The sequence below is a fragment of the Massilia agrisoli genome (assembly GCF_020831365.1).
Lineage (GTDB): Bacteria > Pseudomonadota > Gammaproteobacteria > Burkholderiales > Burkholderiaceae_D > Telluria_A > Telluria_A agrisoli.
Map to the genome: position 1 here is coordinate 115105 of NZ_JAJHPV010000012.1, position 20191 is coordinate 135295.

A 20191-nucleotide genomic window follows, 5' to 3' on the forward strand; every position below is an offset into this window, starting at 1 on the left:
AAGCCCTTGCAAGCGATGATTTGATTAACCGTGTATTTTACCATCGTGCGGCGGATCACCGCTACCGAAGCGGCGATTGGAACCGCACGGCAGCAAGGTCTTACCAATTCACTACTAACGCATCTATACCCGCTTCGCCATCTTTCCACACAGCCCGTCATGCAGTGCGGGGACCTTCGCCTTCGGGCCCCGCCTCAGCTTGGCGCAAAATTTCATCTCGGGAAGCAACTCCCTTCGCTACACGATCGCGAACGGCAGGATCCTCATCGTGGCCGTAGCGGTCTTCAAGCAGCTGAAACGCCGCAACGGCCTCATTCAGCCTCCCTTCCGCCTTGAGCATAAGACCTTTAATGGTCAAGCCTGCGGCGATCTTACTCCGCACACTTGGCGAATCATCGTTCGAAAAACGTGCATACATTTCATCATATACAGCGATTGACTCATCATGTCGTCCCAACTGGCTTAAGGTAATCGTCCTACTGCTCATACTATTTGCCACCTGCTCGCGGACTGCTGGCGCAGCATCCGCCCCGAACTTCGCAAAAACAAGCTCGTAGACGGCGAGGGCCTCAGCCGCCTTGTCGAGAGTGTCCAACGTAATGCCCTTGAAATTCAAACTTTTAGCAACCTGTTGTCGGATCGAATCAGAAGTATCGAACTCAAAGCGTTTAAAAATGAGATCGTAGACCGCTATCTCCTCACCCGGCCTTTCTGCTTTGCTGAAAGCTAATGCTTTACTGATTAGTGCCCCGACGACGCGCTCTCGCAACTTCGGAGCGTCGTCGGCGCCGAACTGGGCATCAATTAGATTGAACGTGGAAACAGCGGCGTCGAAATCTCCCTGATTAGTCAAGGTAATGCCTTTAAAGTGGAGCGCTTTCGCAACTTGCTCACGGATATCAAGCGCCTCGTCTGAACTAAAGCGATTATACAAAGCGTCGTACACGCCTATCTCGTCGCTTAACGCCCCCATAGAACCGAGCTTAAGCGCTTTCGCGATCATTCCGCGGACAACGTATTCCCGGATTGTCACCAATACGTCATTCCCAAACTTACGATCAAGAACATCGAATGCTGCTAGAGCCTGTTCAGGCGTACCGACATCATTTAGCGTAATAGCCTTGTAGAGCTGCCCTTTCGCTAGTTGCTCACGTACGGCGGCATCGGTGCCAAAGTCGCGATCTAACCTATCGTATGCAGCAAGTTCCTCATCAGGTCTACCAAGACGACTTAGCGCGACACCCTTATTCACCAAGCCCCTCGCCAACTGGTCGCGCACTTCGGAACTGCCATTTTGACCAAAGCGACGATCAAGTAATTCGTAGACTGCAACCGCTTCCTCATTACGCCCGAGGGCACCTAAAGCTGATGCTCGGGCAACCAAATAACTCGCCTCCTCAGCAGGCGATACCCCAACGGATGCGTCTACGGCTGCGGTAAAGGAATCCAATGCGCTCTTCATATTCCCGTTCATGTAGAAGGAAACACCGCGTACATAGTGGTCGTTTGCATTGAAGTCTTGCTCAGGCTTGCGCTTTAGCTCGTCACTCGCAGCCCGAATCACGGTCGTCGCTGCGACATTCGGCTCGCTTTCACGGCTATCAAGGTTTGCATCTTGCGAATCCGGGTGCGACGAGAGATCGCGGATGAATGAGCTTGAAAGGACCATTTCCGCGGCTGCCTTTACCTGGTCTTCGGCGTCCTGAGCTGCCGCACTCACTCGCACTCGGTGCCCGTCGATCGCGGCGAGCGCAGTGGCGACCTTCTGTTCGACTTCGCTGATGAGGGCTGCAATACCGACCGCATTGTCGCGAAACCATTCATCAGCAACCTTGCGCGCCTCACTCCGGGCGCGCGCTGTCGCGCTTACATAAGTTGCCAATCCGGCAATTACCCCAATTAACGTAATGCCGATTCCCGTCATACCAACTAAATTCCCCACCCAGGTGGTCTGCGTGCCCTGTTGAGCCACATGGGTTCCATAATCCGCTAGCCGTTTATCGTTTGCTTCTATACTCAAATGAAGCACCTGCTTATGAACAATGAGTTCATTTTCAAGTTTCTCTATCTGCGCGCGGATAACCGCAAGCTCGGCGCCCCCGCCACCTTTGTCGGGTGTCGCCGAATCAGCATGTCCTACCACACTAGAAAATATTGCCGCCGCAGCTAATGTTCGAAATGTCATTATCGTTTACCAGGAATACACATCAGGTCTGTCTACGTAATTGCACACGATAGCATTCTCGGCAGCTTCATACAACCGAGCAACAGCTTAAGAGCCGAGCGGCGCAAAACCGGCAGATGAAGTGTGGGCAATCGGTCAATCGCATTTTTTGCAAGCGAACCGCCCAAACAAACGAGCGTGTCCAATTTCATGGCCCCTTGCGTCGGTAAAGTTGGTGATAACGGCTGCGTAGGTGGAGGCCAGATGAGATAATAGCGACTCGTCACACGCGAACGTCTCCCTACCAAACCCTATGACTCTGAGAATATCCAGGATCCTCCACGCCGGTTACGTCTTCGAGTGCGACGAAACGCGGATTGCCTTCGACCCGATTTTCGAAAATCCGTTCAGCACGAACTGCCATGCTTTCCCGGACGTGCGTTTCGACCACGAACAGATCCGGCGCGAGCGTTTCGACGCGGTCTTCATTTCGCATTTCCACGATGACCACTGCTCGCTCGACAGCCTGAACCTGCTCGACCGCACCACGCCCATTCACATCTACTGCCTGTTCGACGAGCTATTCGACATGGTCAGGGCGCTGGGATTCGTCAACTTGTACAAGCTGGAAACGAATGTCGCGGTGGACGTCGGACCGATCAAAGTGATTCCGCGCGAAGCGCTCGATTCCGATGTCGACTCGATGTTCCAGATCCGGGCCGGCGGGATGAACGTGCTGAACGTGGTCGACTCGTGGATTTCCCCGGTCGCCCTTGCCGAGCTGGCGAACGAAGGGCCGTGGGACATGGTGCTATGGCCATTCCAGACGATGCGCGAGATCGAGGTGCTGGCGCCATCGCGCGCCGACGCCGCCTCGCTCGAACTGCCGGCGGAGTGGATCGACCAGTTGAAGGTGCTCAATCCCCGCTTCGTGGTGCCGAGTTCATGCCAGTTTACGCAGGAATCGTGGTCCTGGTACCGGCACAGGTTCTTCCCGATCACCTACGCGCAGTTCAAGGCGGAGGTCGAGCACGCCTTGCCCAAGGCCCGCGTCGTCAGGCTTAATCCTTCGGTCTCAGTCGTGCTGGACGAACAGTCGCTTCAGGCTGCCGAGGCCTTGCCATGGGTCATACCGGTCGGTGAACAGGATGTCGACTATCGCTACGACGCCACTGTCGAGCCTCCGCATACATCCGACATCGCACGCCGGTTTGCGGCACTTACGCCGGGCGAAATGCAGTCAGTCCTTGACTACTGTCGCGAGGGCTTGCTGGAGAAATACCGCGAAATGGAGCTGCCGGAAGACAGCTTCTTTGAAGCGGAGCGCATTTGGCGCCTGTCGGTCTACGATCACGCTGGAACGAAAACAGACTTTCACTACCGGGTAAAAGGCGACACCATCGCGCTTCTTGAGGATAATGCCGATCCGCTCGCCTGGACCACCGAGGTTCCGGCGGCAAAACTGTTCGCAGCGCTGACGAAGGGCGAGGCGCTCACGTCTATGTACATGCGGATCAACGATACGGTCTTCGACGCCGATATCGACGAGAAGATCGAAGCGGCGGAACTCGTCGACGATCCGCTGATCCGTTGCCTGTTCAACGATGTATTCGGGGCCTATCAGGCAGCGCAGCTAAACAATATAAAAGGCGCCCGCAGACCAAACTGTATGTCTTCAGCTTTGCCAACACCAAACCCCAGCAAGCTTGATTGATCAAAATTGTGCCGTTAGGCAATGGATATACGTAGGCTTATGTTTGCTGATGCATCTTACGGCAGCAATACCGTTCCGATTCAAGCCTTTAAGCGCAACCGACATTCGCATATTGGCGCGCAGGTGCTACCAGCCGAAAAAGGTAGATATAGTCTCACGACTGCAAGTATCAATGCTATTCTTGCTAGAAATTAAGCCACCCTAGGTCCTAGTATGCATTCCATTCTCCAAAATGTCGTGAGCGAACTGGATCAGATCGCGACCGCCGTCAATTCAGGGATACCGAATGACGAGCCATTCAGCATTGCTCACAATAATTGGAGCTTTCCTGGAATTACACGCCGCGAACTGGTAGCAACCGTTGAATCCTTATCCAAGCTGATTAGAGAACGTGGTTCCGACGAACTGGGTGCGCACGACGGCCAAATCGCAGATTACGGCCGACGGCTTCAATTTCTACGATCACATACTGTTCCCCAGATATGGGGTAGCGCAGCCGCGGCAGTGCCAACATTCTTACATACACTTGATGGCCTTCGACAAGCTGTTGAGCCAGTACTTGTTACTGACGCAGGTACTGCCGGCGATACAGTAAAGCTGACCGCGCGCATTCGAACCAGAGCGACGGCACTGGAGGCGCGACTTAATGAGGTCGAGCCGCGTTCGGCTAGACTCATCGACATGGTCACTAGGATTGAGCACGCGTATGACGCGGCAGACCAGTTACCCGCTGATTTGGAACAGCTGGCTCAGGATCGCGCTCGAATGGCCGAGTTGCTGAAGGATGCGGAATCAGACCGTGTTAGCACGGCGGCTGCTAGAGAGACCGCCACTAAACATAGCGCGGACCTTGCAAGCAGGCTAAACGAAGCCGAGACCATACTGAAACAGTGCCATTTAGCATACGCAGCAGCGACGAGTCAAGGACTCGCGGCAGCCTTTACCGCGCGATCCAAAGCACTTGATATCTCGATGTGGATATGGGTGGGTGGATTCGTCGCCGCGCTCGCATTTGGTGCATTCGTCGGGTCGCAACGCCTGCACGAACTAAGTGAATTGATGAAGAATCCAAGTCTGACCATTGGCACCGCAATCTTGAACCTGTTGCTTGCCGCTCTTTCCCTAGGTGCGCCAATTTGGTTCGGCTGGCTTGCGAACAAACAAATCGGTCAACGTTTTCGGTTATCTGAGGACTACGCTTTCAAAGCATCTGTTTCGAGTGCTTACGAAGGCTATCGACGAGAAGCCGCGCGTTTTGACAAAGATATGGAAGCGCGGCTTCTTTCCTCCGCACTAACCCGCCTCGATGAACAACCGCTTCGCTTTGTAGAGGCAGATAGTCACGGTAGTCCATGGCATGAATTAGCGTCCTCAGACTTGATCAAGAGCGCAATGAATTCAGTTCCAGGGTTCACCGAAATAGTTCGAGAGTCAGCTAGAGACGCTTTAGGTGCGTTGAAGTCAGTCGCGCCCGCTGCGAAGGACTCAACACGAAGTCAACTAAACGACTCGAATTCGCCCGTTTCATGATTAGAGCTAGTCGAGGAAAGCGAACACTTGGCCCGAGCACTCTCGAATATTGACAGGTATCCTCGGCCAGATCGTTATACCTTCCTGACAAACTCCGACTTCAGGCTCATTGCACCAAAACCCTCGATCTTGCAGTCGATGTCATGGTCGCTATCGACCAGGCGGATGTTCTTGACCTTCGTGCCCATCTTGACGGTGCCGCCGGAGCCCTTGAGCTTCAGGTCCTTGATCACGGTGACAGTGTCGCCGTCCTGCAGCACGTTGCCAGATGCGTCGCGGTAGACCTTGGCGCCCTCTTCCTGCGCGCCGGCCACCTGCGCCGTCCATTCATTGCCGCATTCCGGGCAGACCAGCTGGGCGCCGTCTTCGTAGGTGAACTCTGAATTGCACTTCGGGCATTGAGGTAATGCGGTCATCTTGTTATCCTGGCGATCATAAGAAAGCGCAAGTATACCCTCCACCTCAGCGCCGGTACGTGTAACGCCTCCACAGCGCCTCCGCAGGACCCTGGTCGTGGCCGGACATCCACCACCGGCTCACGAGAACCTGGGCCAGCATGATCGCCGCGCTCAGCCCCATCAATTCGGCCCGCGACAGTACTGCACCAAGACCCAGTCCGTACGCCTGCAGCAGCAATCCGCACGCCAGCGACTGGCCAAGGTAGTTGGTCAGCGCCATGCGCCCGACCGGCGCGAGCCATCGTGCCACAGCGTCCATCGCACGCTGGCCAGCGAGCATGAATACGGCCACGTAAGCCGCAGCCAGCGCCGGCCCCGCAAGTTCGAGGACGAGCGATGCCATATGCACCGATCGGGAAGACGTTTCGGGTTCGAGCGCCCAGCTCAGTGCTTCGTAGCCCCACCAAACGTTAAGGGGAAGCGCGATGAATACGCCAACAAGCAGGATGCGGCGCCACAGCGCCCGGTGCTGCTCGGGATGCGTCAGCCATCCAAGCTGCACAGCCGCCACGCCGAGCAGGAACAGCAGCGCAATGCGGGGTACGAACAGCCAGAAACCACCGATGTTGAGGCCGAAATCTCCGATCCGCGCCATCGTCACCTCAAGCCATCGACCATGCGTGTATACCTCGTTGGCGAGCAGCGCTTCAGCCGCAGTCTCGGCGCCGTACTCCGGCATGTTGGCGATCGTCGCCATGATTCCGGCCGTCAGGAGCAGCATGGCGACGTTGACGATGACGGCGAACCTGATCGACCGGCGCACTTCCGGCCACGATTCCCCCGCCCGCCGCAGCAGCCAGAACGCCGTCAGCGCGTACGACGTTAGAATGTCGCCAAACCACAGCAAGGTACCGTGCAGCACACCCACCACGAGCAGCCACTTCAGCCTGCGAAGGTAAATCGCCTTCGCGCCCTCCAATCCCGATTTCTGTTCGAGCGAACGCATTTGCAGCGAGAAGCCAGCGCCGAACAGGAAGGCGAAGATGGGATAGAACTTCTGCTCCGCAAACGCCGCGGCGAAGAACACGGCGAGACGGTCGCCGGTGGTAGCCGATGGTTCGACGACGCCATAGCGCAGCGCTGTATAGCCGTAGACGAAACCCCAGACGTTAATCAGCAGGATGCCGAACACCGCAAGCCCCCGCAGCGCGTCGATCCGCGCCGATCGTGTTGATGACGGTGCGCCCATTACTGGCGCATCCAGTCGCGCAATTCGTAGTACCAGTAGGTCAGCTGCGCCGCAAACAGGCCTGCGCGACCGCCCGCGTGCGGCAGCCCCCACTGGTTGAAGTTAGCCAGCGTGCTCCCGTCACCGCGTAGCGCCGCCGCCAGCAGTTCGCCGGCCAGCGTCGTCGGCCCCACGCCGTGGCCGCCGAACCCCATGCCGTACCAGAGGCCTTCAGGCAGCCGGCCAACTTGCGGCATGCGATGGCGGCCGTAACTCATCATGCCGCTCCACGCGTAATCGACCCGCGTGCCAGCCAGTTGCGGATACACCTTGAGCATGTCCTGCTGGAGCAGGCGCGCGACCTCGGCGGGTTTCCGGTCGCGGATCGCGATGCGGCCACCCCACAGCAGGCGTGTGTCGGCCAGCGGCCGGTAATAGTCGAACGCAAAGCGCGTGTCGTACACGGCGGCGCCGGTACGTACCGACTCCTGAAGGCGCTCGCCCAGCGGCTCGGTGGCCATCACGTAGGTCGCAATCGGCAAAACCGCGCCGCCAAGGCGCGGATACAGGCGTTCGATGTAGCCGCCGCAGCAGACCACGACGTCCTTCGCGCGCACGGCTCCAGCCGCGGTCTGCAGCAGCCAGCCATGGCCTTCGCGCGAGATGCGCGCGACCCTGCTGCGCTCATGCACCGCGACACCCAGTCCGGCCAGCGCGCGGGCCAGGCCCTGGGCATATTTCAGGGGATGGAAATGGAAAGCCGACGGCTCGAACAGTCCGCCGAAGTATCGCTTGGTGCGCAGCCGGTCGCCAAGCTCGGCGCGGCCGATGCGCTGCCATTCCACGCCGAGGCGGTCGGCCATGAAGCGCTGCTGCTCGTCGAGGATGCGGTCGTCGTCGAACCAGTTGGCGAGGATGACGCCCTCGTAGCGCGCGTCGCAGTCGATGGCGTAGCGCCCGATGCGCTCGCGGATCTGTTCGACGGCGGCCAGCGTCAGCCGGTACAGCGCCCTTCCCGCCTCCTCGCCCGCGCTGTCAAGCAAGGCGCGCTCGCCGAGCGAAAAGCCGCCGAACACAAAACCGCCGTTACGGCCCGAAGCGCCGTGCCCGATCGCCTCTCCTTCGAGCAGCACGATGTTGGTCTCGCCGCGCTCCGCCAGCGACAGCGCGGTGGCCAGCCCTGCAAAGCCGCCGCCGATGATGCAGACCGCGGTCTCGACGTTCCCTTCAAGTGATGGATAAGAATCGCCTGCCGACGTAGCCTGGTAAAAGCTGTGCGCCGGCAGCGTGTCAGCCATGCGCTACCGTCGGGTAGTCGCTCATGGTCAGCGTGAAGCCCGCGTCGTTCGATACCAGCCGTGCGTGCGCGCCAAACGGAATCGTCACGCGGGTGCGGCCGTGCCCGAACGGCAGGCCGGTCAGCACCGGCACCGGCATCACGCCGCGCAGGTAGTCGACCATCACGTCGAAGTTGTAGCCGTTGTCGGCCGCGGTGATTCCGTAGGACGAGAAGTCGCCCAGCACGATCGCCTTCTGGCGCTCGATGACGCCAGCCTGCAGCAGCTGCAGCAGCATGCGTTCGATGCGGTACGGATGTTCGTTGACGTCTTCGAAGAACAGGATGCCGTCGTCGATCTTCGGGAAGTAGCTGGTGCCAAGCACCGACATCACCATCGCCAGGTTGCCGCCCCAGATCGTGCCGCTCGCTTCCACCGATGGATTGCCTGGCGCCGCAACCTCGATACGGTGGGTCGGCCCGGCCAGGCACCTCCAGAAGTCGTCCAGCGTGTAGCCGTCAGGTTCGGCGGCGCCAAAGTCGGGATAGAACATCGGTCCCGCATAGCTTTTCGCGCCCGTCTTCGCCATCAATCCCATCTGGAAAGCGGTGAAGTCGGAGAAGCCGACAAAGATCTTGCCGCTGGCGGCCATGGTCTCGAAATCGATGCGCGGCAGCAGGCGCGTGAGGCCATACTGCCCGCGCAGCGCCATCACGACCTCGACATCGGGGTCGCAGGCGGCCGCCTGCAGCTGCGCCAGGCGCGCTTCATCGGTGCCGCCAAAACGCTGGAAGGCCCGGGCCGTGTCGAAGTAGTTGTGGACGACGTGGCCGCGCGCTTCGAGCATCTGGATGCCGCGGGCGATTGCCGCGTCGTCGAGGGTGCATCCGCTGGGCGCAACGATGCCGATACCTGGTTTTGATGTGATCACTGTTTTTCGAAAAGCCGTGGTGTTGGGTCGGCTTCCATCTTACCGTGCGCATGCGCGTCGATCAAGGCAAGCAGCCGCTCGATCAGCTGGTCGGGCAAATCGTGCCCCATGCCCTCGATGATCTCCAGCCGCGCGCCGGAAATGTGGCGCGCCACGTCGATGCCGCAGGCGACGGGAATCAAGGGGTCGGCCGCGCCGTGGATGACCAGGCTGGGCACCCGGATGGCTTCGAGCCGCGCGGTCAGGTCGCCGGCCGCCGCTACCGCGACCATCTGGCGCGCGATGCCCGCGCCGCTGACGTTGCGCCGGATCGCGCGGGCTATGTTGTCGCGCAATTGCTTTTCGGGCGTTGGGTAGGCCGGGCTGCCGATCACCTTGTAGATGTTGGCGGTGTGCTCGATGATGGCTTCCATGTCGCGTGAATTGCGCGGGCGGCGCATCATCACGGCACGCGCCTCGCGCGTCGGCCCCGGCAGGCCGCGGCGCCCGCTGCTGGACATGATTGCCGTCAGGCTGAGGATGCGGTCGGGATACTTGGCGGCCATGATCTGCGCGATCATCCCGCCCATCGAGGTTCCGACCACGTGCGCCTTGGCCACGCCCAGCGCGCGCAGCACGCCGCGGGCGTCCTCGGCCATGTCGTCGAGCGTGTAGGCGGTTTTGATCGGCCAGCGCAGCAGCGATTTGAGGTAGGTGAGCCAGAGATTGGGCGTGCCGGCGTGGTCGAACTTGGTTGACAGCCCGCAGTCGCGGTTGTCGAAGCGGATGACGTAGAAGCCCTGCTCGACCAGTCCTTCGACGAAATCGTCGGGCCAGGCGATCAGTTGCATGCCGAGGCCCATGATCAGCAGGATGGGGACGTCCTTCGGGTCCCCTGCAGTTTCGTAGGCCAGGCGGATGCCGTTCGACTTCAAGGTAGGCATGGTATCGGTGTAGCTGATTTATCCTGATTCAGCATACCATCTTTGCGTGGCGAGGGTGTGCGCAACGCACCCCAACGCATGAGCGGCGCCAAGGCGGCGCCAGCGATTATTCCGGGACGATAACGCGGCGCGCGGCATTGCGCCGCTCGGCAAAGAATCCACGCAGCATCGCAGCAGCCTCGTCCGCCATGACGCCGCCAACGACTTCCGTGTGATGATTCAATTGTTCTTGCTCGAACAGGTTGACGACGGAGCCGGCCGCGCCTGTTTTCGGGTCTTGCGCTGCGTACACAACGCGCGCCAGCCGTGCATGCATCATGGCGCCGGAACACATGACGCATGGCTCCAGCGTCACATACAGCTCGCACCCGGGCAGCCGGTAGTTGCCGATCTTTTCGGCGGCCGCGCGCAATGCCACGATCTCGGCGTGCGCGGTCGGGTCATGCCGCCCGATCGGCTGGTTGTAGCCGACGGCAATCACTTCGCCGTCCTTGACCACCACCGCGCCGACCGGCACTTCACCGAGGGTCCACGCGTGCCGGGCCTGCTCGAGCGCCAGCTGCATGAAGTCGCTATCAGGCATCGGTAATTTCTGCCCAGCAGTTAGGGGTTTCGTGCAGCACCAGCTTGTGCAGGTGCAGGCCGGTGCCGTAACGGTCCTTGTAGGCGGCCTTCAGGATCGCGAAAGCGACCTGCGCCAGGTTCTCGACGGTGGGAATGCGGTCGATGACGACGGTCTTGTGGCCAGGCAGGCTTGCCAGGAACTCGCGCACCTTGTCGTCCTTTTCGTAGACGATGAAGGCGTGGTCCCACACGTCGACAAGGTGTTCCTTGGCCAGCGCCTTGATGTCGGAAAAGTCCATGATCATGCCGTTGTCGGAGTTGCCTTCGACTTCGATCACGGCGCCGGTCAGGGTAATTTCCAGGGTGTAGCGATGGCCGTGCAGGTTGCGGCACTGGCTTTTATGGTCGGGAATCCGGTGTCCGGCATCGAATTCAAGCTTGCGGGTAATGGTCAGCATCGTTCAGGGTATCTGGAGGAGTTTATGGGTTTGCAGGCTCAGCTTCCACTTGGGATTGCGCTTGCAGGTCTCGATGGCGAGACGGGTATTGAATTCGGCCAGCGGGCCGTCCATCGGCTGCACGAAAAAGTTCTCGAAGTCGAGATGCTCGTAGGCGCCAAGATCCTGGTTGGCCTGCGGGATGACCACTTTAAGCTCGTTGCCCTTCTCCACCACCAGCTTTGAGCCCATCTTGGGGCTGACGCAGATCCAGTCGACCCCCGCCGGCACCGGCAGGGTGCCGTTGGTTTCGATGGCGATCGTAAAGCCGACGGCGTGCATCGCGCCGATCAGCGCGGCATCGAGCTGGAGCAGCGGCTCGCCGCCAGTGAACACGACGTATTTGCTGGCGGGATAGGCGGCCGGCCACAGGCTGTCGATGCGCGCCGCGAGTTCGGCCGGGGTCGGGAATTTTCCGCCCAGCTCGCCATCCGTGCCGACAAAATCGGTATCGCAGAACTGGCAGACGGCGCTGGCGCGGTCGATCTCGCGCCCCGTCCACAGGTTGCAGCCGGAGAAACGGCAAAACACGGCCGGGCGCCCAGCGTGCGCGCCTTCGCCTTGCAGGGTGTAAAAAATCTCTTTGATGCTGTAAGTCACGGGGATTGCCTCAATCGTCAACCTTCCATTATACCGCGACCCGGCCGTCACCAGTAAACCACTAAGCCACGCCGCCGGCACGGTTTCTTCCCTCTGCGCAACGAGTTGATCGTGAACAAGAAGCTCAACCGCAGCCCACTGTACCTTGACATAAGTCGATTGAGCCAGCGCAGGAAGGATGCCATGAAACGCGTTCCCCGTACCCCCACCGCCGCCCTCGTCCTTGGCGCAGCATCGGCGCCTTGCCACGCATTCAGCCCTGCGGACTGGATTGGCCCGCCGCCCGGCCTGTGGCTGGCAGCGGTCTGGCTGCTGGCGATCGGCTGGGCTTTCCACGCCCTGCTGCGCTACCACCTGCGCTTTGACGACCGCATGATTGAGGCGCAGGCGCAACTCGGCGTGGAACGCCACGCCCGCATGCTGGCGGAACGGGCGCTGGCGGAGACCCACAAGGTGCTGTGCCGCCTGGTTGAACAACAGGAGGACGTGCGCGAGACCGAACGCCGGCGCATTGCGCGCGATATCCACGACGACCTCGGCCAGAACCTGATGGCGCTCAAGATTGAGCTGACCATGCTGCAGCACGCCACCCGCGCCAATCCCCAGGCGAGCGCCCGCATCGACCTGATGATCCAGAATCTCGACCTCGCCATCCAATCCTTGCGTGGCATTATCAACAACCTGCGGCCGCTGGCGCTCGACGCCGGCCTGCGCTATGCGATGGAGTGGCAGCTGGGCGAATTCACCCGGGTGAACGGCATCCGCCACCACTTCAGCGCAGACCCGGCCGCGTTTGACACCGACAAGACACTCGATGGGATGCTGTTCCGCATCCTGCAGGAGTCCTTGTCCAATGTGGCGCGGCATTCACAGGCGACCGAAGTGCGGGTGGTGCTCAGCTGCGCCGAGGGCCGGATCAGGCTGGCCATCCGCGATAACGGGGTCGGCTTCAACGCCAAGCCAGTTGCCCAGGGTTGCGGGCTGGGCGGCATTCGCGACCGCGTCGCCGCGCTGGGCGGCACGTTCGCCATCGACGGCCCGCCCGGCGGAGGATGCCAGTTGACGCTTGAAATCCCCCTAACCCAGCCATTCGCCCTTCACTGAACCCGGATCACCCGTTGCCTTGCTTAAAATCAATGGTCCACATAAGTTCCGGTAGGAAAATCAAGTCTTGCAGGCAGTCAATTACTTGCCCAGCGGCAGCCAGTTTTTAAGAACAGGGAACGGCCCATGACGAGCGCATCTACAATCCAATGCCTGACCGACAGCAGCGGCAAGCCAGAGCGGATTTTCGCCAACAAGTTGATGGAAATGCTGGCGGTTCCAGCCTTCGTGCTGGACACCGAACGGCGCGTAATGATCTGGAACCGGGCCTGCGAACGCCTGACGGGCGTTCCCGCCGAGGAGGTCCTGGGCACCAGCGACCATTGGCGCAGCTTTTACCAGGAACAGCGCCCCACCCTCGCCGACCTGGTCATCCAGAACCGCCCTGGCGAAGTGCTCCACCTGTACGGTTCAGTGCAGGGCGAGCCGCGGACCGGCTCCCAGATCTGCGCTGAAAGCTGGTGCGACATGCCGCGTGCGGGCCGCCGTTACCTTGCCGCCGACGCCAGCCCTGTCTTCGACGACAACAATACCCTGATCGCGGTGGTCGAGACCCTGCGCGACATGACCGACGAAAAGCAGGCGCAAATCGCGCTCGAACAGCTGGCCACGCGCGACGGCCTGACGGGCCTTGCCAATCGCCGCTGCTTCGATGACACCCTGCACGCGGAATGGTCGCGCGCCATGCGCCAGAAGCAGCCCTTGTCGCTGCTGATGGTGGACGTGGACAACTTCAAGGCCTACAACGACGCCAACGGCCACCTCGGCGGCGACGAATGCCTGAAGCGCATCGCGACGGCGGTCGCGTCCGAAATGCGCGCCAACGACCTGGTGGCGCGCTATGGCGGCGAAGAATTCGCCGTTATCCTGCCCAACCAGGCGCTCAAGGGCGCAGCCATCGTGGCCGAACGCATCCGCGCGCGCGTCGAGCAGCTGCGGCTGCCGAACCGGTTCTCGCGCGACGGCCGGATTACCGTCAGCATCGGCGCCGCCACCGCGCTGGCATCGAATGAGGCAGACGCTTCCGAACTGGTCGCCATCGCCGACGCCGCCCTCTACCGCGCCAAGCACATGGGCCGCAACCGCATCAGCCTCCCTACCACCGAAACCGTCTGAATCAGGCCCCGAACGGCGTGTAGGCAAAGCCATTGCCGATCACGCCGGCCAGGGCCTGCTGGTTTTCACCTGACTCCGAAAACGCCAGCAAGGTTTCATTGCGGCTGGCGACTCCCCGTTCCAGCAAGTCCAGGTGCCAGGCCAAGCCGCCCTCATCCGGTTGCCTTCCGAGCACGTTCAGGTACAGCCGCGTGACGTAAGCCATGTTGTCGAGCTGGCCGTAGCTGGACGCAAACTCCGGGCTGTCGATGAAGCCTTGCGCCACCACCGCCAGGCTCACGCCGCGGTCGCCAGCGGCGATCCAGTAGCCAAGTCCGGTCGGGTCGGGGGCACGGTCGAATGCGGCCTGGTAAAGCCGGTACACCTGGCCGGCAACGCCGTCGATGTCGAGCGCCACCAAGGTGTCGGCAAACCGGATGCGCTCTACGCTATCGAGCAGGTCGCGCCCCTCGCCTTCCACCACCCAGCCTTGCGCGCTTGCCGACAATTTGTATTGCGCCGCATGGCCGGCCAGGACCACGGTGTCCAGGCCGTCGCCGCCCGCAATCCGGTCGTTGCCGCTGCCGCCCTGGATGGCGTCTCGGCCCGCGCCAGCGTCGATCATGCTGCCCGCATCGCTGGCGCGGATCGTGTCGTCGCCGATGCCCGTCACAAGCTTGTGGATCGTCGCGCCGTAAGCAATGGCGACGTTGTCGAAGCCAGCGCAAGTCGAACTCATCTGGCCAGGGCGCAGGTCGACTACGGCGCCATCGATGCAGGCGGTGAAATCGAATGTATTCAGCCCGCCGCCATCCCAGACCGTGCGCGGGGCGCCGTCCGGGCTGAACGCATAGACGTCGTCGCCGCTGCGCCAGCCCGTGTTTGCGCCATACAGGTACTGGATCGCCTGGATGTCGAGCAGCATCGGCGTCAGGCCTTCCTTGCCGACCACTGCGTGGTTTGCCGACGGGTTGTAGGACATCTGCGTGTAGCCGCGCGTGTCGAACGCGGCCGGCAGGTAGGGGCCTCCCATCTCATCGAAGGCCTCGTGATACTCCCCCGGATGCTTGAGTCCGAGCGTATGGCCGATTTCGTGCAGCAAGACGGTAAAGCCGCCTTCGCCGGGCGCCAGCATGTCGTCCATCGGAAAACGGTTGTTGGTAAATACGGCGGTCGTATGACGGGTAAGCGCATCGGGAAGATAGGCATATGCATTGGTCTGGTCGCCCTGGTCGTTGGTCGCGAACACGAGATTGCCGCCAGACTCAACCTCGACAAAGACGATGTTTGCCACCGCCGCCCACTCGGCCAGCGCGGCGCGTACCCCCTGCTGCTGCATGGCCGGCATCGGCGCGAAGTCGTTGGCGTCGGCTTCCGGGGAGTTGGGCGGCAGCGTGCGCGGGAAACTGAAGGTCAGCGTGACGCCAGTGTGGGGACTGGTGTTCCAGCTCGAATAGACCAGCGCATCGATGGCATTGATTCCGCTTGAAAGGCTCATGGCGCTCGTTGTCCAGGCTGTGCAGGGATCAGGAATCCTAGCAAGCCGGGTTGCCGCGGCCATTGCGGGATTCGGCCTTTTTGCGACGCCGCGCTATTTTTCCCTGTCCTTTATCAAGCGATTAAATTATCCTTCCCGGCTTGTCAGTTACTCAAGGAGACAGTGTGTCAAAACTTATCCCGATTACCTTGCTCGCGCTCGGCCTGCCCGTGCTCGCTGGCGCAGCGCCGAAGAGCGCGCCGGCCAAAGGCGACGTGCTGCCCTTCACCGCGACCGAGAAGACCTTGCCGAACGGCCTGAAGGTCATCGTTGTGCCGACCGGCTTCCCGAACCTGGTGTCTGTACATATCCCGGTGCAGACCGGATCGCGCAACGAAATTGAACCGGGCAAGTCGGGCTTTGCCCACTTCTTCGAGCACATGATGTTCCGCGGCACCAAGGCCTACCCGCCCGAGAAATACCAGGAAGTCATCACCCGCTCCGGTGCGCGCCAGAACGCCTACACCAGCGACGACCTGACCAATTACTACACCACCTTCGCCAAGGAAGACCTCGAGACCATCCTGAAGGTCGAGGCCGACCGCTTCCAGAACCTGTCGTACGAGGAAGGTCCGTTCAAGACCGAATCGCGCGCCGTGCTGGGCGAGTACAACAAGAACAGCGCCAACCCGATCTCGAAGCTGATCGAGGTCCAGCGCGACGCCGCGTTCACCACGCATACCTACAAGCACACCACGATGGGCTTCCTCAAGGATATCGAGGACATGCCGAACCAGTACGCGTATTCGAAGGTGTTCTTCGACCGCTGGTACCGTCCGGAACGCACCGCGCTGATCATCGCCGGCGACGTCGATCCGAAGAAGACCATCGCCCTGGTCGAGAAATACTGGGCCAAGTGGCAGCGCGGCACCTACAAAGCGGAAGTGCCAGCCGAACCGGCCCCGCGCGGCGCGATCTACAAGCACGTCCCATGGACCAGCCCGACCCTGCCGTTCGTGACCGTGGCCTTCCGCGCGCCGGCGTTCTCGGACACAAACAAGGACCAGGCCGCCCTGTCGACCTTGCTGTCGCTGAAGTTCGGCCGCACCTCGCCGCTGTACAAGCGCCTGGTGCAGGACGAGCAAAAGGTCGACCAGCTGTTCGACTACAGCCCTAACCGGGTCGACGCCAACCTGGCAACCATCGCTGCGCGCGTCAAAAAGCCCGAAGACGCCGTGTACGTACGCGACGCCATCATGCAGACCGTGGCCGAGCTGCGCAATACGCCGGTATCGGCGAGCGAACTGGCCGACGCCAAATCGGCGCAAAAGTACGGCCTGGTGCGTTCGCTCGACAACACCGAGCAGATCGCCAGCACCCTGGCTTCCTACGTGCACTTCAACCGTTCCTACGGCACGCTCAACCGCTACTACCGGCTGGTCGATACGCTGACCCCGGCCGACCTGCAGGCCGCCGCGCGCAAGTACCTGACCGACGACGGCATGATCGTGACCACCCTGTCGCACCAGCCGATGCCGGCCGCGATGGCCACCCTGCCGAAGCTCGACCAGCTCGCCCCGCAAGCGGGCGAAGCGAAGTTCGACGTGCTGGTCCAGAAATCGGCGCTGCCGCAGATCCGCTTCAAGCTGCTGTTCACGGCTGGTTCGGCGCATGATCCGAAGGGCAAGGAAGGCCTGGCGGCGCTGACCGCAGCGATGGTTGCATCAGGCGGTTCAAGCCAGCGCAAGATCGACGAGGTCACCAAGGCGCTGTTCCCGATGGCCGGCAGCTTCAGCGAGCAGGTCGACAAGGAAATGACCACCTTCACCGGTTCGATCCACAAGGACAACTGGGCCGAGTACGCCGACGTCGCGCTGCCGCTCTTGATGTCGCCGGGCTTCCGCGAGGAAGACTTCCGCCGCCTGAAGGATGCGCAGAAGAACGCGCTGCAGCTGGACCTGAAGGACAACAACGAAGAGGAGTTCGCCAAGGAGCGCCTGCAAACCAATGTGTTCGACGGCACCCCTTACGGCCACCCTGTGCTGGGCACGCTGGCCGGCATCGAGTCGATTACGCTGGACGACGTCAAGGCGTTCTACAAGCAGGCTTATACCCAGGGCGCACTGCAAGTGGGCATCTCGGGCGATGTATCGGAAGCGCAGATCGCGTCGCTGAAGAAGTCGCTGGCCGCCCTGCCGCAAGGTGCGGGCGTGTCGTACGGCGCCGCGCCGAAGGGCCGCATGCCGAATGGCCTGGAAGTGGAAATCATCGAGAAGAACACGCGCGCGACGGCGATCTCATTCGGCCTGCCGACTGTCGTCACCCGTTCGCACCCGGACTTCCCGGCTCTGTGGCTGGCCAAGGCCTTCCTGGGCGAGCACCGTGCATCGAGTTCCTACCTGTACCAGCGCATTCGCGAAGTGCGCGGCATGAACTATGGCGACTACGCCTACATCGAAGCCTTCCCGCGCGGTATGTTCCAGTTCTTCCCGAACCCCAACCTGGGCCGCAAGGCGCAGCTGTTCGAAGTCTGGATTCGTCCGGTGGCCCCTGAAAACGCCCACTTCGCGCTGCGCGTCGCGCTCACCGAGCTGGACAAGTTCATCGCCCAGGGCCTGACCCGCGCGCAGTTCGAGACCACCCGCGACTACCTGATGAAGAACGTGTTCGTGATGACCGCCACCCAGGACCAGTACCTGGGCTACGCGCTCGATTCGAAGTGGTACGGCACGCCGGAGTTCACCAAGCTGATGCGTGATGGCTTGTCGAAGCTGACGGTGGACGACGTCAACGCGGCAGTGCGCAAGCACCTGTCGGCCAAGAACCTGTCGGTGGTGATGGTGACCAAGGATGCGGCCGGGCTGAAGGACAAGCTGGTCAGCGATGTGTTCTCGTCGATTAAGTACGATGCCGAGAAGCCGAAGGCGCTGCTCGATGAAGACAAGGCAATTGGCGCCACCAAGCTGAACATTCGTCCGGAGGCGGTGACGATTACGCCGGCAACCGCGGTGTTTGCGAAGTAACACAGTACGACACCGTCGTTCCCGCGCAAGCGGGAGCCCATGCAGAGCTGATATTTCGCACTCAGCATAGGTTCCCGCGTGCGCGGAAACGACGTATAAAACTCAGCTCGTCATACGATCCCACCCATGCCGCACCGCGGCCTTGAAGTTCTCCCAGGCCGAACCTGGATGCGTCCGCGTCCAGTCCGCCCGCAGGTCGGTCTCCACATCCTCGAACGGACGCCCGCGATACAGTTCGCTGCGCCGCATCTCACTGCCATAGCGGTAAGCCGGCGCATACTCGTCATAGGTCGTGCCCGTGCTGGCGTAGTTGCTGGTCCAGTGGTTGCGATAGTAGTCGTCGTCATCGGCGCCAGGGAGCTGCTCCACTTCCACCTCGGTACGGCGCAAGGTATCGGTGATGTGCTCTTCGCGGTTGGTTACTTCCTTGCCGACCACCACCTCCTCCACCACGCGGGCGGACTTGCTGACGACAGCTTCCTCGGCGGTCTCGCGCATCTCAAACGACTTTTCCTGGAACGCGGGAACCTCGGCCGGGTCGACCATCTTGTCGATGGCGCGGCGCTGCACCGTCACATGCTCTTCGCGCAGGTTGACGCTCTCATCGACCGGCGTTTCGACCACGTGCGAGTAGATGCGTACCCCGCCGCGCTGCACTTCGCGCTTGCCGACCTTGAGTTCTTCCTGCACCACCGGGATGGATTGCGACTCGCTACTGGCGTACTGCATGGACCCGGCGGTGCCGCCCTGGACCGAGCCCTGGCTGGCCTGCGACTGCTGCGACAGCGCGGCCGACTGCTGCCATGCGCCGATGCTGCCTGCCGTCGAGCCCGTGGCCCATGCCGACGAGCGCTCGTCGATGTCGACCGGGCCATAGCGCTCGACCAGGTCGGCCGCGCGCTCGACTTCCGGCTCGTTGGGCGCCGTGACCGTCAATACGTAGTGGCCACGCGAAATCGCTTCGTTGTACTGCGCCATGCGGTCGCTGCGGTCGCTGCCGAACAGGTCGCTGAAGAAGTGCTTGATGCTTTCGCCCATCGACTCGTCCTCGTGCAGCGCTCCGGAGGCCGTGGCGCCGGTGTGCGTGCCGCCTTCGGACAGGCGCAGGTCGGAGCGGTTGAAGCCCGACGCCAGCAGGTCGTCCATCGCTTTCTGGGCGTCGCTTCGATTATCAAATACGGCTACAAGTGTGTGTTGCATGATTAATTCCTCCAACTGTTGAAGTCACTCCCCGCGCACCGCAGGGCCTTCATCGAAACGCTCGACGCAGACCGTTTCCGACTTGAGGGGAACGGTCTCCGAGAAACGCTGCGGGCGCTTGCTGCGGGTGATATGGATCTCTTCCTTGATGCGCAGCCGCTTTTCGACTACGAGGATTTCCTCCAGTATTGGAACGATGAGCGTGTCGCCTTCGTAGCGCGAAGCGGGCGCCTCGGACAGGGCGACTATTTTGTCGACGGGCACGTGGCGCACGTCGACCTGGTCATGCATCAGGGTTTCCTCGATGCGTTGTTCGTGTTCGTCGACGGTCTTGCGTACCCGTACGCCGCGCCCGGTGTCGACAGTGCGAATGCCAACGTGCAGTTCCTCCTGGTGCACCGGCACGGCCATGCCCGCGCTATTTTCGACCCTGCCTTCGGTATCGCCTATCATTACATGCACTCCT

At 61.3% G+C, this 20191-nt stretch carries 17 protein-coding genes; 5 read left to right on the plus strand and 12 right to left on the minus strand.

Annotated elements, in window-relative coordinates:
* Nucleotides 1–157: 157 nt before the first annotated feature.
* Nucleotides 158–2185 (minus strand): tetratricopeptide repeat protein, encoded by a 2028-nt coding sequence (locus LMJ30_RS07900; protein ID WP_229431797.1) that lies wholly within the window; start codon nt 2183–2185, stop codon nt 158–160.
* 292 nt (nt 2186–2477) lie between these two features.
* On the opposite strand from LMJ30_RS07900, the gene LMJ30_RS07905 reads away from it, so the two are divergent.
* Both LMJ30_RS07905 and LMJ30_RS07910 read left to right on the plus strand, forming a co-directional pair.
* Entirely contained in the window at nt 2478–3878 is a 1401-nt protein-coding gene (locus LMJ30_RS07905; protein ID WP_229431798.1) for an MBL fold metallo-hydrolase, read from the plus strand.
* A 237-nt stretch (nt 3879–4115) separates the two neighbouring features.
* The gene (locus LMJ30_RS07910; RefSeq protein WP_229431799.1) at nt 4116–5408 is read left to right on the plus strand and encodes an FUSC family protein; all 1293 of its coding nucleotides are present in this window, start codon (nt 4116–4118) and stop codon (nt 5406–5408) included.
* 74 nt (nt 5409–5482) lie between these two features.
* On the opposite strand, the gene LMJ30_RS07915 is transcribed toward LMJ30_RS07910, so the two are convergent.
* The 8 genes from LMJ30_RS07915 to queE form a co-directional block, all read right to left on the minus strand.
* On the minus strand, nt 5483–5824 hold the full coding sequence (locus LMJ30_RS07915) for a zinc ribbon domain-containing protein YjdM (protein WP_229431800.1): 342 nt from the start codon (nt 5822–5824) through the stop codon (nt 5483–5485).
* A gap of 46 nt (nt 5825–5870) precedes the next feature.
* Complete coding sequence (locus tag LMJ30_RS07920) at nt 5871–7055, minus strand: DUF418 domain-containing protein (protein WP_229431801.1); 1185 nt, start codon at nt 7053–7055, stop codon at nt 5871–5873.
* Nucleotides 7055–8332 (minus strand): NAD(P)/FAD-dependent oxidoreductase, encoded by a 1278-nt coding sequence (locus LMJ30_RS07925; RefSeq protein ID WP_229431802.1) that lies wholly within the window; start codon nt 8330–8332, stop codon nt 7055–7057. The genes LMJ30_RS07920 and LMJ30_RS07925 overlap by 1 nt, the downstream gene beginning before the upstream one ends.
* Nucleotides 8325–9242 carry a muramoyltetrapeptide carboxypeptidase gene (ldcA, locus tag LMJ30_RS07930; RefSeq protein WP_229431803.1) on the minus strand — a complete coding sequence of 306 codons (918 nt, stop codon included), beginning with the start codon at nt 9240–9242 and terminating at the stop codon, nt 8325–8327. Before ldcA ends, LMJ30_RS07925 begins: the two co-directional genes overlap by 8 nt.
* Nucleotides 9239–10165, minus strand: a complete 927-nt coding sequence (locus LMJ30_RS07935) for an alpha/beta fold hydrolase (protein ID WP_229431804.1) — start codon at nt 10163–10165, stop codon at nt 9239–9241. The genes ldcA and LMJ30_RS07935 overlap by 4 nt, the downstream gene beginning before the upstream one ends.
* Nucleotides 10166–10271: 106 nt before the next feature.
* A complete protein-coding gene (gene tadA, locus LMJ30_RS07940; RefSeq protein ID WP_229431805.1) occupies nt 10272–10748 on the minus strand; it encodes a tRNA adenosine(34) deaminase TadA in 477 nt (158 codons plus the stop codon).
* Entirely contained in the window at nt 10741–11187 is a 447-nt protein-coding gene (gene queD / locus LMJ30_RS07945; RefSeq protein WP_169463826.1) for a 6-carboxytetrahydropterin synthase QueD, read from the minus strand. The genes tadA and queD overlap by 8 nt, the downstream gene beginning before the upstream one ends.
* Before the next feature lie 3 nt (nt 11188–11190).
* Nucleotides 11191–11826, minus strand: a complete 636-nt coding sequence (queE, locus tag LMJ30_RS07950; protein ID WP_229431806.1) for a 7-carboxy-7-deazaguanine synthase — start codon at nt 11824–11826, stop codon at nt 11191–11193.
* Nucleotides 11827–12009: 183 nt separating this feature from the next.
* On the opposite strand from queE, the gene LMJ30_RS07955 reads away from it, so the two are divergent.
* Nucleotides 12010–12930: a sensor histidine kinase gene (locus LMJ30_RS07955; protein WP_229431807.1), complete on the plus strand. Its 921-nt coding sequence runs from the start codon at nt 12010–12012 to the stop codon at nt 12928–12930.
* 126 nt (nt 12931–13056) lie between these two features.
* Nucleotides 13057–14046 carry a sensor domain-containing diguanylate cyclase gene (locus tag LMJ30_RS07960; RefSeq protein ID WP_229431808.1) on the plus strand — a complete coding sequence of 330 codons (990 nt, stop codon included), beginning with the start codon at nt 13057–13059 and terminating at the stop codon, nt 14044–14046.
* 1 nt (nt 14047) lies between these two features.
* On the opposite strand, the gene LMJ30_RS07965 is transcribed toward LMJ30_RS07960, so the two are convergent.
* Nucleotides 14048–15523, minus strand: a complete 1476-nt coding sequence (locus LMJ30_RS07965; protein ID WP_229431809.1) for a DUF4214 domain-containing protein — start codon at nt 15521–15523, stop codon at nt 14048–14050.
* A 164-nt stretch (nt 15524–15687) separates the two neighbouring features.
* Here LMJ30_RS07965 and LMJ30_RS07970 point away from each other — a divergent pair, with 164 nt between their 5' ends.
* Entirely contained in the window at nt 15688–18525 is a 2838-nt protein-coding gene (locus LMJ30_RS07970; RefSeq protein WP_229431810.1) for a M16 family metallopeptidase, read from the plus strand.
* 102 nt (nt 18526–18627) lie between these two features.
* Here LMJ30_RS07970 and LMJ30_RS07975 read toward each other — a convergent pair whose 3' ends face one another.
* Nucleotides 18628–19725, minus strand: a complete 1098-nt coding sequence (locus LMJ30_RS07975) for a YsnF/AvaK domain-containing protein (RefSeq protein WP_229431811.1) — start codon at nt 19723–19725, stop codon at nt 18628–18630.
* A gap of 24 nt (nt 19726–19749) precedes the next feature.
* A complete protein-coding gene (locus tag LMJ30_RS07980) occupies nt 19750–20178 on the minus strand; it encodes a YsnF/AvaK domain-containing protein (protein WP_229431812.1) in 429 nt (142 codons plus the stop codon).
* Between the last annotated feature and the right edge of the window lie 13 nt (nt 20179–20191).

Excerpts from the sequence above, each read along its gene's own strand:
- LMJ30_RS07965 (WP_229431809.1), bottom strand. The coding sequence starts at position 15,523 with ATGAGCCTTTCAAGCGGAATCAATGCCATCGATGCGCTGGTCTATTCG.
- LMJ30_RS07980 (WP_229431812.1), bottom strand. The coding sequence starts at position 20,178 with ATGATAGGCGATACCGAAGGCAGGGTCGAAAATAGCGCGGGCATGGCC.
- LMJ30_RS07935 (WP_229431804.1), bottom strand. The coding sequence starts at position 10,165 with ATGCCTACCTTGAAGTCGAACGGCATCCGCCTGGCCTACGAAACTGCA.
- LMJ30_RS07900 (WP_229431797.1), bottom strand. The coding sequence starts at position 2,185 with ATGACATTTCGAACATTAGCTGCGGCGGCAATATTTTCTAGTGTGGTA.
- tadA (WP_229431805.1), bottom strand. The coding sequence starts at position 10,748 with ATGCCTGATAGCGACTTCATGCAGCTGGCGCTCGAGCAGGCCCGGCAC.
- LMJ30_RS07915 (WP_229431800.1), bottom strand. The coding sequence starts at position 5,824 with ATGACCGCATTACCTCAATGCCCGAAGTGCAATTCAGAGTTCACCTAC.
- LMJ30_RS07975 (WP_229431811.1), bottom strand. The coding sequence starts at position 19,725 with ATGCAACACACACTTGTAGCCGTATTTGATAATCGAAGCGACGCCCAG.
- LMJ30_RS07960 (WP_229431808.1), top strand. The coding sequence starts at position 13,057 with ATGACGAGCGCATCTACAATCCAATGCCTGACCGACAGCAGCGGCAAG.
- LMJ30_RS07955 (WP_229431807.1), top strand. The coding sequence starts at position 12,010 with ATGAAACGCGTTCCCCGTACCCCCACCGCCGCCCTCGTCCTTGGCGCA.
- LMJ30_RS07920 (WP_229431801.1), bottom strand. The coding sequence starts at position 7,055 with ATGGGCGCACCGTCATCAACACGATCGGCGCGGATCGACGCGCTGCGG.
- queD (WP_169463826.1), bottom strand. The coding sequence starts at position 11,187 with ATGCTGACCATTACCCGCAAGCTTGAATTCGATGCCGGACACCGGATT.
- LMJ30_RS07925 (WP_229431802.1), bottom strand. The coding sequence starts at position 8,332 with ATGGCTGACACGCTGCCGGCGCACAGCTTTTACCAGGCTACGTCGGCA.
- LMJ30_RS07905 (WP_229431798.1), top strand. The coding sequence starts at position 2,478 with ATGACTCTGAGAATATCCAGGATCCTCCACGCCGGTTACGTCTTCGAG.